The sequence below is a fragment of the Halosimplex halobium genome (genome assembly GCF_051414055.1).
Lineage (GTDB): Archaea > Halobacteriota > Halobacteria > Halobacteriales > Haloarculaceae > Halosimplex > Halosimplex halobium.
The window spans coordinates 19695-35904 of the sequence record NZ_JBLKNX010000022.1 but is presented as its reverse complement, the minus strand read 5'-3'; the positions used below and the strand labels follow the sequence as shown (position 1 = coordinate 35904).

At 69.2% G+C, this 16210-nt stretch carries 15 protein-coding genes; 7 read left to right on the top strand and 8 right to left on the bottom strand.

Going from position 1 to position 16210, the window contains the following annotated elements:
* Position 1 precedes the first annotated feature (1 nt).
* Genes ACMGFG_RS20565 through ACMGFG_RS20555 form a run of 3 tightly spaced genes read right to left on the bottom strand, consistent with a single transcriptional unit; the run spans position 2 to position 4190 of the window.
* Positions 2 to 1276 (bottom strand): ABC transporter permease, encoded by a 1275-nt coding sequence (locus tag ACMGFG_RS20565; RefSeq protein WP_436932176.1) that lies wholly within the window; start codon positions 1274 to 1276, stop codon positions 2 to 4.
* On the bottom strand, positions 1263 to 2273 hold the full coding sequence (locus ACMGFG_RS20560) for an ABC transporter permease (protein WP_436932175.1): 1011 nt from the start codon (positions 2271 to 2273) through the stop codon (positions 1263 to 1265). Before ACMGFG_RS20560 ends, ACMGFG_RS20565 begins: the two co-directional genes overlap by 14 nt.
* A gap of 12 nt (positions 2274 to 2285) precedes the next feature.
* On the bottom strand, positions 2286 to 4190 hold the full coding sequence (locus ACMGFG_RS20555; RefSeq protein ID WP_436932174.1) for an ABC transporter substrate-binding protein: 1905 nt from the start codon (positions 4188 to 4190) through the stop codon (positions 2286 to 2288).
* A 260-nt stretch (positions 4191 to 4450) separates the two neighbouring features.
* On the opposite strand from ACMGFG_RS20555, the gene ACMGFG_RS20550 reads away from it, so the two are divergent.
* Both ACMGFG_RS20550 and ACMGFG_RS20545 read left to right on the top strand, forming a co-directional pair.
* Positions 4451 to 6250, top strand: coding sequence for a glycoside hydrolase family 13 protein (locus ACMGFG_RS20550; protein ID WP_436932173.1), 1800 nt, complete (start codon positions 4451 to 4453; stop codon positions 6248 to 6250).
* Positions 6247 to 7938, top strand: coding sequence for a glycoside hydrolase family 13 protein (locus tag ACMGFG_RS20545; protein WP_436932172.1), 1692 nt, complete (start codon positions 6247 to 6249; stop codon positions 7936 to 7938). The genes ACMGFG_RS20550 and ACMGFG_RS20545 overlap by 4 nt, the downstream gene beginning before the upstream one ends.
* Before the next feature lie 128 nt (positions 7939 to 8066).
* Here the strand turns inward: ACMGFG_RS20545 and ACMGFG_RS20540 are convergent, their stop codons facing one another.
* The 4 genes from ACMGFG_RS20540 to ACMGFG_RS20525 all read right to left on the bottom strand — a co-directional run bounded on the left by ACMGFG_RS20540 (position 8067) and on the right by ACMGFG_RS20525 (position 11052).
* Positions 8067 to 8666 carry a hypothetical protein gene (locus tag ACMGFG_RS20540; protein ID WP_436932171.1) on the bottom strand — a complete coding sequence of 200 codons (600 nt, stop codon included), beginning with the start codon at positions 8664 to 8666 and terminating at the stop codon, positions 8067 to 8069.
* A 372-nt stretch (positions 8667 to 9038) separates the two neighbouring features.
* Positions 9039 to 9380 (bottom strand): DUF7521 family protein, encoded by a 342-nt coding sequence (locus ACMGFG_RS20535; protein ID WP_436932170.1) that lies wholly within the window; start codon positions 9378 to 9380, stop codon positions 9039 to 9041.
* A complete protein-coding gene (locus ACMGFG_RS20530; RefSeq protein WP_436932169.1) occupies positions 9377 to 9754 on the bottom strand; it encodes a helix-turn-helix domain-containing protein in 378 nt (125 codons plus the stop codon). The genes ACMGFG_RS20535 and ACMGFG_RS20530 overlap by 4 nt, the downstream gene beginning before the upstream one ends.
* 164 nt (positions 9755 to 9918) lie before the next feature.
* Positions 9919 to 11052, bottom strand: coding sequence for a TIGR04053 family radical SAM/SPASM domain-containing protein (locus tag ACMGFG_RS20525; protein ID WP_436932168.1), 1134 nt, complete (start codon positions 11050 to 11052; stop codon positions 9919 to 9921).
* A 169-nt stretch (positions 11053 to 11221) separates the two neighbouring features.
* On the opposite strand from ACMGFG_RS20525, the gene ACMGFG_RS20520 reads away from it, so the two are divergent.
* The 4 genes from ACMGFG_RS20520 to ACMGFG_RS20505 all read left to right on the top strand — a co-directional run bounded on the left by ACMGFG_RS20520 (position 11222) and on the right by ACMGFG_RS20505 (position 14179).
* Positions 11222 to 11617 carry an Htur_1727 family rSAM-partnered candidate RiPP gene (locus tag ACMGFG_RS20520; protein WP_436932167.1) on the top strand — a complete coding sequence of 132 codons (396 nt, stop codon included), beginning with the start codon at positions 11222 to 11224 and terminating at the stop codon, positions 11615 to 11617.
* Entirely contained in the window at positions 11614 to 12828 is a 1215-nt protein-coding gene (locus tag ACMGFG_RS20515) for a TIGR04347 family pseudo-SAM/SPASM protein (protein WP_436932166.1), read from the top strand. Before ACMGFG_RS20520 ends, ACMGFG_RS20515 begins: the two co-directional genes overlap by 4 nt.
* Before the next feature lie 301 nt (positions 12829 to 13129).
* A complete protein-coding gene (locus tag ACMGFG_RS20510; RefSeq protein ID WP_436932165.1) occupies positions 13130 to 13501 on the top strand; it encodes a metal-dependent transcriptional regulator in 372 nt (123 codons plus the stop codon).
* 159 nt (positions 13502 to 13660) lie between these two features.
* On the top strand, positions 13661 to 14179 hold the full coding sequence (locus ACMGFG_RS20505; protein ID WP_436932164.1) for a CNNM domain-containing protein: 519 nt from the start codon (positions 13661 to 13663) through the stop codon (positions 14177 to 14179).
* Positions 14180 to 14256: 77 nt separating this feature from the next.
* On the opposite strand, the gene ACMGFG_RS20500 is transcribed toward ACMGFG_RS20505, so the two are convergent.
* Positions 14257 to 15405, bottom strand: a complete 1149-nt coding sequence (locus tag ACMGFG_RS20500; RefSeq protein WP_436932163.1) for a site-2 protease family protein — start codon at positions 15403 to 15405, stop codon at positions 14257 to 14259.
* A 117-nt stretch (positions 15406 to 15522) separates the two neighbouring features.
* Here ACMGFG_RS20500 and ACMGFG_RS20495 point away from each other — a divergent pair, with 117 nt between their 5' ends.
* Entirely contained in the window at positions 15523 to 16194 is a 672-nt protein-coding gene (locus ACMGFG_RS20495) for a polysaccharide deacetylase family protein (protein ID WP_436932162.1), read from the top strand.
* Positions 16195 to 16210 lie beyond the last annotated feature (16 nt).

Below are 16210 nucleotides of genomic sequence, written 5' to 3'. Positions count from 1 at the left end.
GTCAGATACCTCCCGTGGCCGCGCTGGTGGCGCCGCCGGGGCCGCCGGTGTCGCCCTCGTCGTCGCCGTCGTCCTCGATGGTCTTGGCGTGGCGGGCGCGGACCCGCGGGTTGAACACGCGGTCGGCCCCCTGGGCGAGCAGCGTCAGCCCCAGCGCGAGGAAGATGACGGCCAGCATCGGCATGAGCAGCCAGTGGAACGCCGCCGGCGAGGAGGTCGCCCCCGCTCGCCCGACCGCGGCGTTCATCATGACGCCCCAGTTGTCGCTGTTGTACGGCAGGACGCCCAGGAAGTACAGCCCGACGACCCCGAAGATGACCGCGCGGGCCTGCCGGACGAAGTTCATCGTGATGTACGGCATCAGATTCGGGACGATGTCGCTCCCGATGATCCGCGGCGTCGGGATGCCCATGATCCGGGAGGCCTCGACGTACTCGGCGTCGCGCAGCGTCAGCACCTGCGAGCGGATCGCGCGTGCGAGCCCCGCCCAGGCGTTGATCGTGACGAGGACCCCGATGACCACGGGGTTGCCGGAGATCCCGAGCACCGCGGCGAGGACGATCGTCAGCGGCAGCCCCGGGATGGTCATCATCACGTCCGTGATCGTCATCAGGACGCTGTCGGTCTTGCCGCCCTTGTAGCCGGCCAGCGTGCCGATCGTCGTCCCGAGGACGACCGTGAACACCGCGCCGGAGGTGATCATGATCAGCATCTGGGGGGTCGCGTAGACGATCTGCGAGAGGATGTCCGTCCCGGAGGAGGTGGTCCCGAGCGGGTACTTCAGCGTCCGGAAGGCCCCGACCAGGAGCGGCCCCTGGTTGGGCGAGGGCTTCGGGACGAGCGCGAGCCCGACCGTGCCCATCAACAGGTAGAACGTGACGACGACGACGCCGAAGCGGGCGCGCCAGTCCTCCCAGACGATCCGGGCCGGCGCGAGGACCTTCTCCTCGAACCACTGGCGGCGGCGCTCGCCTTTCGTCAGCTGCACGTCGGCCATCTGCTCGAACTCCGAGACCGAGCTCCCGGCGCCGTCGGAACGTAGTTCCCCGGGCTCGCCCGCTCCGTCGGGACGTTCGCCGCCGTCCGGGCGGAGGCCGTCGTCGGTGCCCCGGTCGGCGGCGACCCGGCCCTTCCGCCCGTGGCCGGAGATGGCCGGGCGCGACGGGCCGGACTCGTCGTCGGTCCCGGTGACCTCGGCGACGTCGATGCGGTCGTCGTCGCCGGCGATGGCGTCGAAGGCGGGGTCGTGTTCCGGTTCGTCGTCAGTAGGACTCACGCGAGGCACCTCCCTTGGCGCGGGGGTCGAGTATCCCGTAGGTCAGGTCGGCGATGGTGATGCCGATGACCATGGCGACGGTGATGAGAATGAACCCGCCCATCATCAGCGGGTAGTCCCTGGCGTTGATCGCCTGGATCAGGTAGAACCCGACGCCCGGGTACGCGAAGATGTTCTCGATGATGACCGCCCCGCCGAAGACCGTCCCGATGGCGATCATCAGGCCGGTGTACATCGGCAGGATGGCGTTGCGCGCGACGTACCGAAGCGCGATCCGCCGCGTCGAGAGCCCGCGCAGGCGAGCCACCCGCAGGTAGTCCTCGCCGAGCACGCGGATGGAGTTGCCTCGCATCGACAGCGCCCAGCCGCCGAAGCCGACGATGGCCATCGAGCCGATGGGCAGGGCCCCGTGGTAGAGGACGCTCAGCAGGAACTCGGGGTGAAAGCCCGGGTCCAGCGCGGAGTTGTAGCGGCCGCCGGTCGGGAAGAACTCGAAGCGGTAGCCCAGGTACGCGACGAACAGCAGGGCGACGACGTACCCCGGCGTCGAGTTGAGCACCAGGCCGACGCCGGTGCTCCCCACGTCGAACTTCGAGCCTTCCTTGTAGGCCATGACCGCGCCCAGCGAGACGCCCACGGTGAACGCGAGAAAGAGCGCGGAGGCGGTCAGGAAGACCGTCCACGGGATGGCCGGGCCGATGATGCTCGCGACGGGCTCCTCGTACCAGATCGACCGGCCGAAGTCGCCGGTCAGGATCGACGCCATGTAGTCGACGTACTGGACGTAGATGGGTTCGTTGACGGCGATGTTGGTCTGTGCGGCGATGCGCCGGTTGATCTCGGACATCGTCATGGAGCTGCCGCCCTGCTGTATCATCTGGGCGCGCAGGTAGTCCAGCGGACCGCCGGGCAGCAGCCGGATGAGGCCGAAGCTGGCCGAGACCACCACGAAGACGGTGAGGACTGATTGTCCGATCCGCTTCAGTACGTAGCTCATTGGTCGGGGTAGTTACTCTTCGGCGGTCGTGAGACTTTCGACGAGGTCGGCCGGAGCGACCGACTCGCTCTCGCGGACCCGGTCGTGCAGGACCGGCGTCGAGAACTCCTCCGGCAGGTTCCACGCGTTCTTCGCGTCCCAGGAGTCGAACAACCACTGGAAGTGGAAGTACGGATGGGACTGGTTGTACGACGCCCAGCCCTGGAGCCCGACGACGAAGTCGCCGTTCGAGTAGTCCTGGCCCCAGTAGGTCGAGGTGTCGAGCATCTTCGGCTGGGCCTCGATGCCGAAGTCCTTGAGCTGGGAGGCGACCGTGTTCGCGCCGGCGACCCAGTCGGAGAAGCCCGACGGTCCCTTGATCGGGAGCTCGAGCGGCTCGCCGTCCTTCTCCCAGGTGCCGTTGTTCTTCTCGTAGCCGGCGTCGCGAAGCAGCTGGGCGGCCTGCTCCGTCTGGGCGCTGCCGCGGCCGTACGTCTGGAACTCGTCGGTGACGCCCTCGAGCCACGCCCCCTCGATCTGGCCGTTGAACTCGCCGGTCAGGCCGCTCGGGTAGGTGACGGCGATCTTCGAGTTCGTGCCGGCGCCGGAGTTTTTCGCGACCTGCTCGCGGTTGACGACGTGCGCGATGGCCTTGCGGACGCGCGGGTCGTCGACCGGCTCCTGTTCGAAGTTGAAGACGAGCCCGAGCCCCCAGTGGCGCGGGATGAGGCTGACCTGCACCGAGTCGGGAAGCTGGCGCAGCTTGTTCGACGGCATGAACAGCGTCGCCGACCCGTCGGTCTCCTCGTTGATGAGGGAGTTCCAGCGGCCCTGGTTCTGGGGCTTGTAGAGGTACTCCACCTCGTCGTAGTTGATGTTGCCCGCGTCGGGGTGGTCGTCGTACTTCGTCACGAGGGTGCGCTGGGTGTCGGCGTCCTCGAACTGGAAGGGGCCACACCCCACCGGTTCGGGGACGGACTCGCCGGTCAGCTCCGAGAGCGCCTCCGACCGGGCGTCCTCGGACCCGGCCTCGTCGAGCTGGGTGACGTACTCGCCGTAGGTCCCCTCGTGAGCGACGAGGTACTTCGGCTGGAGGTACGCCAGCAGGATGTCGGGGTTGACGGCCTCCTGCAGCGAGATCTCGACAGTCGTCTCGTCGGCCGCGACGACGCGCTCGGGGAGCTTGTTCATGTCCTCGGGCACGACGAAGCTGCCGAGGCTCCCGCCGTTGTAGATGTCGAGCTTGATCTGGTTGGCCACGTCCGTCGCGGTGACGGGGTCGCCGTTGTGCCAGGTCTGGCCCTCGCGCACGTTGAGGGTCACGTCGGTCCCGTCGACCGACCAGTCCTGGATCACGTAGCCCGAGTACTCCTGGGTCGCGAGGTTGTACTTCATGAACCGGTCGAAGATCATCCGACGCGGCTCGGCGAAGTTCTTCCCGTTCCAGGGGTTGTACTGGGAGTCCTGCGGGACCGCCCACTGGGCGAACGTCAGGCGGTTGTCATCCGCACCCTCCTTTTTCGTCCAGTCGCCCGAGCGGGGCAGCCACTCGGTCGGCCAGTAGAGCTGGAGTTTGTCGCTGTCCTTCCCGGGAACCGACCAGTCGTCGGTCGTCTGGAACGACTGGGCCAGCTTCTCCTGGAGCGGCAACACCGGCATCGCCTGGTTGGTCACGTACGCCAGTTCCTGAATGGTCGCCAGCGCCTCGCTGTCGACCTGGACCGGCGTCGAGGTCGGCGTCGGCGAATCGGTCGGGGTGTCCCCGCCGTCGCCGCCGTCACCGCCGTCGCCACCGTCGCCCTGCGTCTCGGTTTCCACTGCCGACTGTCCACCACAGCCCGCGAGGCCCGTCGCGACGCCCGTCGCGCCGATCAGCTGCATCATCCGCCGGCGCGACATGGGTGTCCCGTTCGACCCGTGGTTCTGGTTGTCAGACATCGCTCGTTCAAGACCATGATAGACTGGCCCATAAAACTTTGGTTGAATCTGTTCTTCAACATCCTCGCCAGAATTAAGTGAGTCGTTCCAGTCAGTATTTGTCGAGCGAAGTCCGCGTCGGACTTCCGGACACGACCCATGAAACGCATCCAAGCGATACGACGTGATAAGCGAATCGCCGGACGCGAGCGGGACGGTACCGCGCCCCACACGAGGGCCGCGGTGCCGACTGCGAAGGCCAGTCGGGACGGTGACCGGCGATGAGCGGCGTCGCCGACGACGAGCGGGTCTGGTGGAAGGAGGCGGTCGTCTACCAGGTCTACCCGAAGAGTTTCGCCGACAGCGACGGCGACGGGGTCGGCGACCTGCCGGGCCTGATCGACCGCGTCGACTACCTGGCGGAGTTGGGCGTCGACGCCGTCTGGCTCAACCCCGTCTACGCCTCCCCGCAGGCCGACAACGGCTACGACATCGCCGACTACCGGGCCATCGACGACGCCTACGGCGACATGAGCGACTGGGAGCGCCTGCGCGACGAACTCCACGAACGAGGGATTCGTCTGATCATGGACCTCGTGGTCAACCACACATCCGACGAGCACGAGTGGTTCCAGCGCTCGCGCCGCGGCGAGGGCGAGCACGCCGACTACTACCACTGGGTCGAGGGGTCGCCCGACGAACCGCCCAACGACTGGCAGTCGGTGTTCGGCGGCCCCGCGTGGTCCTACGACGACGAACGGGAGGCGTGGTACCTCCACCTCTTCGACGAGAAACAGCCCGACCTCGACTGGGCCAATCCCGACGTGCGCGAGTCGGTCTACGACATGATGGCGTGGTGGCTCGACCGCGGCATCGACGGCTTCCGCATGGACGTGATCAACATGATCTCCAAGGCGGCGGGCTACCCCGACGGCGGTGACTCCGGCGGCGCGGAGCACTTCATGAACGGCCCGCGGGTCCACGAGTACGTCGGCGAGATGGTCGACGAGGTGCTCGACGACGAGGAGATCCTGGCCGTCGGCGAGACGCCCGGCGTCTCCGTCGACGACGCCCGCGAGTACGTCGGCGCGGACGGGGACGGGCTCTCGATGCTCTTCCAGTTCGAGCACGTCACCTTCGACCACGGCGACTCGAAGTGGGACGCCGACGACCCGGATCTGGTCGAATTCAAGGAGATCCTCGCGAAGTGGCAGGAGGGACTGGTCGACGAGGGCTGGAACTCGCTGTACCTGAACAACCACGACCAGCCCCGCATGGTCTCGCGGTTCGGCGACGACGGCGAGTACCGCCGGAAGTCCGCGAAGCTGCTGGGGACGCTCACCCACACCCTCGGCGGCACGCCGTTCGTCTACCAGGGCGAGGAGATCGGGATGACGAACGCGCCCTTCGAGTCCCGCGAGGACCTCCGGGACGTGGAGGCGCGCAACTACGTCGCGTCGGCGGTCGACGACGAGGACGGCCACGCTGACGCCTACGAGGACGTGCGCGAGGCCGTCGAGGCGATGAGCCGCGACAACGCCCGCACGCCGATGCAGTGGGCCGACGAAGAAGCGGCCGGCTTCACCGACGGCGACCCGTGGATCGGCGTCAACCCCAACTACACCGAGGTCAACGTCGAACGGGCCCGCGCCGACCCCGACTCGGTGTTGCACTACTACCGCGACCTGGTCGCGCTCCGGGACCGCGACCTGCTGGTCTACGGGGACTTCGAACTGCTCGCCCCCGACCACCCGGACATTTTCGCGTACACCCGCACGCTCGCGGGCGAGGGTGACGGACCCGCCGAGCGCGCGCTCGTCGTCCTCAACTTCGACGACGGGCCGACGACCTTCGAGGTACCCGACGGCGTGACCGTCGACGGCCTCGAACTCGCGCTCGCCAACGACGACGCTCCCGAACTCCCGGGACGGACACTCGACCTCGGCCCGTGGGAGGCGCGGGTCTACCTGACGCCGCCGCTCGACGACCCGGAGGCCGACGCGGCGAGCACAGACGTAGCGACCACAGACACAGCGACCACCGGCCGACCGACCGACGACACGACGAACGGAGAACGATGACAGGGCAGCGACAGACACAGGAGCGTCGCATCGACCGAGAGTGGTGGAAAGAAGCAGTCGTCTATCAGGTCTACCCGCGGAGCTTCGCGGACAGCGACGGCGACGGGGTCGGGGACATCCCCGGTATCACCGAGCGCGTCGACTACCTCGACGAGCTGGGCGTCGACGTGGTGTGGCTCTCGCCCGTCTACGACTCGCCGAACCACGACAACGGCTACGACATCCGCGACTACCGGGCCATCAACGAGGAGTTCGGCGACATGGCCGACTGGGAGCGCCTGCGCGACGAACTCCACGACCGGGACATGAAGCTCATCATGGACCTGGTCGTCAACCACACCTCCAGCGAACACGAGTGGTTCCAGCGCTCGCGCCGCGAGGACGGGGAGTACGCCGACTACTACCACTGGGTCGAGGGGTCGCCCGACGAACCCCCGAACAACTGGGAGTCGCTGTTCGGCGGGTCGGCGTGGTCGTGGGACGACCAGCGGGAGGCGTGGTACCTCCACGTCTTCAACGAGAACCAGCCCGACCTGAACTGGCGCAACCCCGACGTGCGCGAGGCGGTCAAAGACATCGTCTCCTGGTGGGTCGAGAAGGGGATCGACGGCTTCCGCATGGACGCCATCAGCCACCTCTCGAAGACCGAGGGCTACCCCGACGGCGACCCCGACGAGGAGGGGCCGCTGGGGTCGGAGCACTACACCTTCGGCCCGCGGCTGGGCGAGTTCCTCGACGAACTCGGCGCGGTCGTGCCCGAGGAGGCGATGTCCGCCGGGGAGATGGGCGGCGCCGACGCCGACGACGCCCGCGAGTTCGTCCAGCGGGGCGACTGTCTGGACATGGTGTTCCACTTCGACCACCTCGACGTCGACCAGGCCGACGACTGGACCGACGACAACTGGGGCGAGTGGAGCCTCCCCGAGTTCAAGGAGCTGATGACCCGCAACCAGCGGGCGGTCGCCGAACCCGCCTGGGAAGCGCTCTTCCTCGGCAACCACGACCACCCGCGGATCGTCTCGCGGTTCGGCGACGAGTCGGAGCGGCGCCGGTCGGCGAAGTGTATCGCCACCTTCCTGCTGACGATGCGTGGCACCCCCTACCTCTACCAGGGTCAGGAGCTCGGGATGACCAACACCGAGTTCGAGAGCCTGGGAGAGATCGACGACGCGATGACGGTCGGCCTCGTCGAAGACATGCTCGACGCGGGGACCGTCGATTCGTTCGACGACGTGCGCGAGGCGGTCAACTACCGCAGCCGCGACCACGCCCGCACGCCGATGCAGTGGAGCGACGACGAGCGGGCCGGCTTCACTGACGGCGACCCCTGGCTGCCCGTCAACGACAACTACACCGAGGTCAACGCCGCGGCCGCCCGCGCCGACGACGAGTCGGTCTTCCACCACTACCGCCGGCTGATCGACCTCCGGGACGACGACCCCGTGTTCGTCTACGGCGACTACGACCCGCTCGTCCCCGACCACGACCAGTTCTTCGCGTTCAACCGGACGCTCGACGGCGAGCGCCGACTCGTCGTCTGCAACTGGTCGGACGAGCGGGCGACCTTCGAACCCGATGATTTCGCCGCGGGCGACACCGAGGTCCTGCTCGCTAACTGCGACGACCCCCCGGCCGACCCCGTCGGCGCGACCTTCCGCCCGTTCGAGGCGGTCGTCTACGAGTACTGACCTCCCGTCCGGGCCCCGTTCGTCCCTTCCCTGTCGAGTACGCCCCGATCATCGCAGGCGCCCCCGACTGTTCGCGGACCCTGTCTCCGTCGGCGACCCCGCGACCCGACGGGTCGGCGGTAGCCGCGTCAGAACCCCCAGCGCAGACCGGACATGGTCGCGACGATGGCGACCATGAGCAGCAGTTCGACCATGCTCAGCATGCCGTACTTCCTGTTGAGGGCGGCGAGTCGCTCGTGGTCGGTGTCCTCGGCGGCGATCTCGTCGAACATGCCCGCCGTAAACTTGTGCAGCGGCCCGAACCCGAGGACGAGCAGCGCGACGGCGAGACCGAGCGCCGCCCACAGCGACGGCGTCGGCGACGCCCACAGGCCCATCATCCCGGCGAGGCCGATCCCGGATCCGACGACCCCGACCGAGACCGGCTCCATGAGCAGGTTCATCCGCGGGACGAACCCCTCGGCGAACTCGACGTTCGCCTCCTCGGAGAGGCTCCCCATGACGGGGCCGAGGACGACCGCACCGAGGACCGCGGTCCCGAACCAGAAGGCGCCCAGGAACAGGTGGACGGTGAACATCACCCGGACGTCGCCCGAGAGGTACCCCACCACGGGTAACAACAGGGGCACGAGGACCGCCCCGACCGCGAACGGCTTCGACGCGGCCAGGGCCATGAAGCGGTATCGTTCACGCCGACTCGTCGGTCGCTGAATCTCTGCTAGTGACATCGCATCCCACACTCCATGGGGAGATAATTCCAGTTATCGTACAAAAATGCCGCGGGTCGGCGGTTCCAGGCGGGCCGTCCGGGTGTGAGTAACCGTACGTGGTGAACGCCCGCGATGCGAGAGCGATTTCGAAATCTCGGCGACCGCGTTCGATATAGCGTCATACAATATATCGACGGTCCACGGCCGTTCGGGAGATGAGATGGCTGGCGACCGGATCTGCGGCCTATGTAACGTGTCGCGGCACCTCGTCGGCCCGGCGCCGACGTGGTCACTCCGTCCGAGAGTGCAAGGATGGGCAGATGTACACGCCACCCGCTCCCACGGGAGTAAAACGGTCACATCGGGACCGGAAGTCGGGCCCCGACAGCCTCACTCCGAGTACAGCGAGTAGACGATGACGGCGAAGCCGGCCGCGGTCAGCGCGCTCTCGATGGCGAGCGCGAAGTCGGCGACGGTCTGGTTGTCGACGTTCCCGCCGAAGAAGGGGACGTTCACGCCGAACAGCGAGAAGCGTATCGCCTGGTCGATGGCGCCTGCCAGGAACGTTCCCGCGGTGACGATCCCGAACCCGACCGCGAGATACCACAGCGGCTGGGCGCCGCTCCGACGGTAGGCCTTGTAGGAAAAGTAGGTGATCATCCCGCCGAGGATGAGCGTGATGGTCTTCAACGCGACGAGTACGACGGTTCCGGGTGTAGCGTGTGGGCTCATGTTTCCTTGCGCACCTCCGACCAGAGCGATTCGAGCCGCTGGTCCGGCGTCCGGGGCCGACGGGCGATCTCGGTTTCGAACTCTCGCTCCTCGGTCAAAGCGATGACGACTTCCTCGAAGTCGACCTCGTAGATGCTGGCGTGCTGGCCGTCGGGGCGGATCTCGGTGCCCTCGAACAGCAGCTGGGCCTCCTCCAGCCGTTCGAGCTTCCGGTAGGTCGTCGAGAGGGGGATGTCGCTGGCCTCGGAGATTTCGCTGGCGGTCATCGGTTCCTCCAGGGCGGTGACGATCGCCCGACAGTCGGGGTCGTCGAGCGCGTCGAGCACCTCCTGGAGGTCCGGCGCCTCGTCGTCCGCGAACGGGTCACGGACCATTGCTAGCGGCCACTTACCCGACGACGGTTATAATCGCACCGACACACGATCGGCCCGATCGGCCGCGACCCGCCGAGAGCGTCCGCTCCCGACGCCTCGGATACGTCACACGATTCGGACATATCCGAGCGGTCGTCCGCCGAGCAGGCGCCTACCCCGGCCGCTCAGGGTCGACCCTCCGCCCGGACCGCCTCGCCCGCGTCGTCCCAGGGGAGCGGGCCGTCGTAGCCCGGCGGGACGTACCCGCAGAGCGGGTCGCTCGCCAGCGGGTCGCCGGTGTGGGCGTACGCCCGCGACCGACTCCCGCCGCAGACATTCCGGAACGGACAGGCGCCGCACTTTCCGCGCAGCTCGTCGCGGTCGCGCAGCGCGGTGAACAGTTCGGAGTCGCGGTACACCTCGGCGACGTGGTCCCCGGGCACCGTGCCCGCGGACTTCGGCAGGAACCCCGAGGGGTACACCTCGCCAGTGTGACTCACGAACGCGAAGCCGTCCCCCGCGAGGACGCTCGCACGCCGGTTCTCGTCGTCCGTGGGGGCGTCACCCGCCTCCCCCGCCGAGGCCTCCCCGGACTCGGCGGCCGCCTGTCGGCGGACCCGGCGGTAGTGGGGCGCCTCCGTCGTCTTCAGGCCGAACGGGGCCTCGTCGGCCACCTCGGCGAGCCACTCCATGACCCGCTCGGCACGGTCGGGGGAGATCGGATCGAGCACCTGCCCGCGGCCGACCGGGACGAGGAAGAACACGCTCCACAGCACCGCACCGAGGTCGGCTACCACGTCGCGGATCGCCGGCAGGTCCTCGACGGTGTCGGCGCAGACCGTGGTGTTGATCTGCAGCGGGATCCCCGCCTGCCGGGCCTGTCTCGCGGCCCGCATCGTCGCCTCGAAGCTCCCCGATTCGCCGCGGAAGGCGTCGTGGCGCTCGGGCGTCGCGCCGTCCACGCTCAGGGCCATCCGCTTGAGCCCGGCGTCGGCCAGGTCACCGATGGCGTCGGCGTCGAGTTCGTCCGTCCCGCTGGGCGTCAGGGAAACGGTCAGCCCCCGGTCGGTCCCGTGGTCGACCAGTTCCACCAGATCCGGCCGTTTCATCGGGTCGCCGCCGGAGAGGACGACCAGCTGGCGCTCGCCGAAGTCGGCCGCCTGGTCGAGCAGCTGCTTCCCCTCGGCCGTCGAGAGCTCGTCGGGGTGGCGGGCCGGCTGGGCGTCCGCCCGACAGTGGTCACAGGTCAGCTCGCAGGCCTGGGTGACCTCCCAGATGAGCACGAGCGGCCGCTCGGCGGTGTCGACCGGCGGCCGCATCAGGGCCACCCCCGTCGGCGAGCTATCGGGCGGTCTCGGCCCCGTTGCTGCCGCCCTTCGGCGGCGTCCGGCGGATCGGTTCGGATCTCGGTCATCGCCCCGTAGTTCGGGCCGTTCGACCTAAGCGGGCGGCCGCGTTCCCAGTGTCTGAAAATACGGTGGAGTCGGTATGAAGGGCGAGTCCGTCCCGTCCGATATGTCCGACCCCGACCCCGACTCTGACGACCCTGTTCCGGGTGACGGCGCCCTCGACGCGACGGTCGACGCGCCCCGCGGCGACGTGACCCGTGAGTGGGAGCTGTTCGTCCGTGAGGAGTCCGGCGAGCCCCTGACCCACGCCGGCAGCGTCAGCGCCCCCTCGGCCGAGATCGCCCGCGAACAGGCCGCACGGCTGTTCGGCTGGAGCGCCGAGACGCTGTGGCTCTGCCCCGCCGACGAGACCCGGCGGTTCGCCGCCGACGGCGTCGCCCTCTCGGACCGGGCCGGCGACGGCGAGACCGACGGATCGACCGGGGCGACCGACGGATCGGTCGAAGCGACCCCCGCCAGGGGTGAGGACGCGTGATATCGGTCAGCAAGCTCCTCTGTGACCTGGACGCGGAGGGCGACGGGCTTCGCTACGACGCCGCCGACGAGTCCGAGAAAGAGCAGATCCGCGAGCGCAAACAGCGCCGGCCGGTTGTCGTCTGGAACTGCACGAAGCAGTGCAACCTCTACTGCGACCACTGCTACGCGGCCGCCGAGACGGAACCCGCCCCGGGCGAGATGACCACCGCGGAGGGCAAGCAGTTCCTCGACGAACTCGCCGAGTTCGGCGCGCCCGTGGTGCTCTTCTCGGGCGGCGAGCCGCTGGCCCGGGAGGACCTGGTCGAACTGGTCGCCCACGCCAGTGACGCCGGGCTTCGCCCCGTCCTCTCGACGAACGGGACGCTGCTGACCGAGGAGCGCGCCGAACGACTCCGCGAGGCGGGACTCAAGTACGTCGGCGTCTCCGTCGACGGGATGCCCGAGCGCAACGACGCCTTCCGCGGCCAGGAGGGCGCCTTCGAGCGCGCGCTGGCGGGCATCGAGGCCTCCCAGGCTGCCGGACTGAAGACCGGCCTCCGCTACACGATCACCCGCCACAACGCCGACGACCTGGCGGACGTGGTGGACCTGCTGGCCGACCGCGGCGTCGACCGCTTCTGTTTCTACCACCTCGACTACGGCGGTCGCGGCGCGGACATCCAGGACGTGGACCTGACCCCCGACGAGCGCCGCGAGGCGGTCCGCCGGGTCTGTGAGCTGACCCGCGAGTACCACGACGACGGCCACGAGATCGAGACGCTGCTGGTGGGTAACTACGCCGACGCGGGCTACCTCGTCGAGTACGCCCGCCGGGAACTGGGCGAGGCGATGGCCGACCGGATCCACGGCTACCTCCTGGAGAACGGCGGCGACCCGACGGGCGAGCGGGTCGCGGACGTGGACTACCAGGGCAACGTCCACCTCACGCAGTTCTGGCAGGGCTACTCGCTGGGCAACGTCCGCGACCGCCCGTTCGGCGACATCTGGACCGACGAGTCGAACCCGCTGCTGGGCGCGCTGCGCGAACGCGAGGAGCACCTCACCGGCCGCTGTGCCGACTGCCAGTACCAGGACATCTGCCGGGGCGCCTCGCGGCTGCGGGCGCTGTCCGACGGCGACGACCCGTTCGGCCCCGACCCGCAGTGTTATCTCACGCCCGAAGAGCGCGGAATCGACGGCGAGACGGGCGTTCCGGGCGCCGCGGACTGACGGACTCCCCGGCTGTCGGCGTCGTCCGCACGACCGATATACCGTTATCCGCGATATCGAATCGAACATCGCCGGTAGAACTGCGCCTCCACTCATCCGCGAGCACGGCGCCGCTGACGCCCGATAGCGCGTCCGAACCGGCTCACAGGGCGCTGTCTGGCCTCCGCGACGGCACCACCGCAGTTTCGGCCGCCCTAAAATCCGGAACCTCTTTATGCGATTTAGGCTAGCCTAATCCCATGCGACGGCAGTCGGCCGTACCGAGTGAGACGGACGACAGGGCGGGGCCCGCCCCGGACGGATGAGCGGGGTTCCCCAGTACCTCCTGGCCATCTACATCGCGGAACACCGGCGCAGTCCGCCGGTCCCGCCGGGGACCCTCGCGGAGATGCTCGACAGGTCGCCGGCGTCGGCGACGGAGATGTGCCAGCGGCTCGCCGACGACGGGCTGGTCGACTACGAGCCCTACGAGGGCGTGACACTGACCGAGGCGGGCCGCGAGCGGGCCGAAGAGTTACACGAGACGTACGTGACCGTCTCGTGGTTCTTCCGGGGCGTCCTCGACCTCGACGACCACGAGACGGAGGCGATGGAGCTGGCCGGGCTGGTCAGCCCGACGGTCGCCGAGCGGCTCGCGGCCACGCTCCCCAGTGACCCCGGGGCCGCCGAGTGAGACCAGTCCGTCCGGCGTCGCTCCCCGCGCACGGCGAGGTCGTGCCGTCACGCCGGGTGTCCGCGGTGGCTGGGCCGTCAGTCACGACGGCGAGGGCCGCCCGACACAGGACCGACCGATCGGCCCGGCCTTCATGTGCGTGGTGGGCGAGGTCAGCCCATGGTCACGCTCTCGCTGCTCGTCCCGTCGGTCGCCGCGGTGGTCGGCCTCGTCGCGCTGAGCGCCTTCTTCTCCAGCAGCGAGTCGGCTATCTTCTCGCTGCCCGAGGAGTGGGTCCGCGAGGCGGCGGCCGACGGGTCGCCGGACGGCGCCGCGCTGGGCGAGCTCCGCGCGGACCCCCACCGGCTGCTGGTCACGATCCTCGTCGGGAACAACGTCGTCAACATGGCGATCTCCAGCATCGTCACGCTGCTGGTCGCCGACGTGTTCTCCCCCGGGCTGGCGGTCGTCCTCGCGACCGTCGGGGCGAGCACGCTCATCCTCGTCTTCGGCGAGATCGTGCCGAAGTCCTACGGGCTCGGCCACGCCCGGACGTGGAGCCGCCGGGTCGCGCGTCCGCTCACACTGGTCGAGGTGGCGCTCGGCCCGGTCGTGTCGCTGTTCGACGCGAGCACGCGGCGGCTGACGGCGCTCGTCGGGGGTGACCAGGGGATCGAGGAGAACCTGCTCGACGAGTGAGCGCGACGGGGCGGGGACCCCTCCACGACCCGGCAGTCCGCCGGTCACGGCGGAGCCGGGTCCCACGACTCCGCCCGTCAGAACGCTTCCCGCGGTCCGACCCCGACGCCGTCGCGGCGGAACTGGAGGACGTGTGCGAAGTCCTCCCGGGAGACGAGGCCGACCACCTCGCCGTCGGCCTCGACGAGTGCGTGCCCCGAGGCGTGCCCGCTCAGTTCGAGGAACGCGTCGAACGCGGGCGCGTCGACCGCGACCCGCGGCAGGTCGGTGGTCGCGATCTCGCGGACGCGCGTCGTGTCGTGGTCGGCGGGGTCGGTCCGCCGCACGGCGTCCAGCGTGACCACGCCGACGGTCTCGCCGGCGTCGACGACGGGATAGACGGTCCGACGGTCGCGGACCATCCGGTCGGTGAAGGCGGCGACCGACTCGTCGGCGTCGATGGATTCGGCGTCGAGCCGCGCCACGTCGCGCACCGTCAGGCCCGTGAGCAGGCCCTGGAGCATGACCGACCGCGACTCCGACGAGGCCGCGCCGTAGATGAACAGCGCCAGCAGGATCAGCATCGGCGCGAAGCTGAGCACGCCGACGATGCCGAACAGCACGGCGAATCCGGTGCCGAAGCGCGCGGCGGCCGCGGTCGCCGACTCGTAGGGCCGCGACCGGGCGAGCAGCGCCCGGAGGATCCGCCCGCCGTCCATCGGGAACGCGGGCAGGAGGTTGAAGACGGCCAGCAGGACGTTCGTGACGACGAGCCAGCCGAGGACGAACCCGACGACCGGCGCGGAGGCGGGGACGGCCAGCAGGATGACGTAGCAGGCGACGCCGGTGAGCACGCTCGTGATCGGCCCGGCGATGGCGATCCAGAACTCGCGGTTCCACTCGCGGGGCATCTCCTCCAGGGCGGCGATGCCGCCGAGCAGCCAGAGGGTGATCGACTGGGTGCCGATGCCGTAGCGGCGGGCGGCCCAGGCGTGGCCGAGCTCGTGGATCCCGACGCTGACGAACAGCCCGATTGCGGCGCCGGCCCCGATGGCCCACGGCGTCGACCCCGCGGTGAGCGCCGCAACGTCGAACGAGTACGGCGCGAAGGTGTTGACGATGTCGACGTAGGTCTCGATCTGCGAGCCGCTGCCGATGACCCACGCGAGAATCGGGAGGAAGACGACCAGCGAGACGTTGATCCTGATGGGGATCCCCCAGACGGACCCGATCGTGAAGTTTCGCATCGGTCCCAAGAGGGCGTGGCCCCTCAAAAGGACGGGGGAGCGCGGGCCGCCGGCGCGGCCCCGGAGACGCCCGCCGGCCCGGTAGTTTTTCGTGGCTGCTCGGGAGACAGTACGGCCGTGACGACAGCCTACCTCACGGTCGACGACGCCCCCTCGGCGACGCTCCCGGAGAAACTCGCCGTCCTCGACGACTACGGCGTGCGCGCCCTGTTCTTCTGCGAGGGCCGGCGCCTGGCCGACCACGCCGACCACGCCCGCGAGGCCGTCGAGGCGGGTCACCTGCTGGGCAACCACGCCTTCGACCACAACCACGCCTCAGACATCGCTGTCGACGAGTTCGCCGACGAGGTCGACCGGACGGAGACGGCCATCGATGCGGTGTACGCCGACGCGGGCGTCGAGCGGCCCGCGAAGCTCTTCCGCTTCCCCTTCGGCGACAAGGGCGGCGACCGCGCCGCCGAGTTCCAGGCCGTGCTCGCCGAGCGCGGCTTCCGCCCGCCCGAGGCCGACATGATCGACTACGACTTCTGGCGCGACCACGCCGACGACCGCGACTGGTTCTGGACCGTCGACGTGGAGGACTACAACGTCGACACGAAGGCGGGACTCGCCGAGAACGTCGCCGACGCGGCCGACCGCCTCGACGGCGACTCGCGGGACATCCTCCTGTTCCACGACGGCGGCAACTCCCCCGGGCAGTTCGAACACTACCTGCACCTGCTCGACGACCGGGGCGTGCGCTTCGGCGACCCGCTGGAACTCGTCGACGGCGCCGACGGGGGTGACTGACCGATGAGGGGGCGCT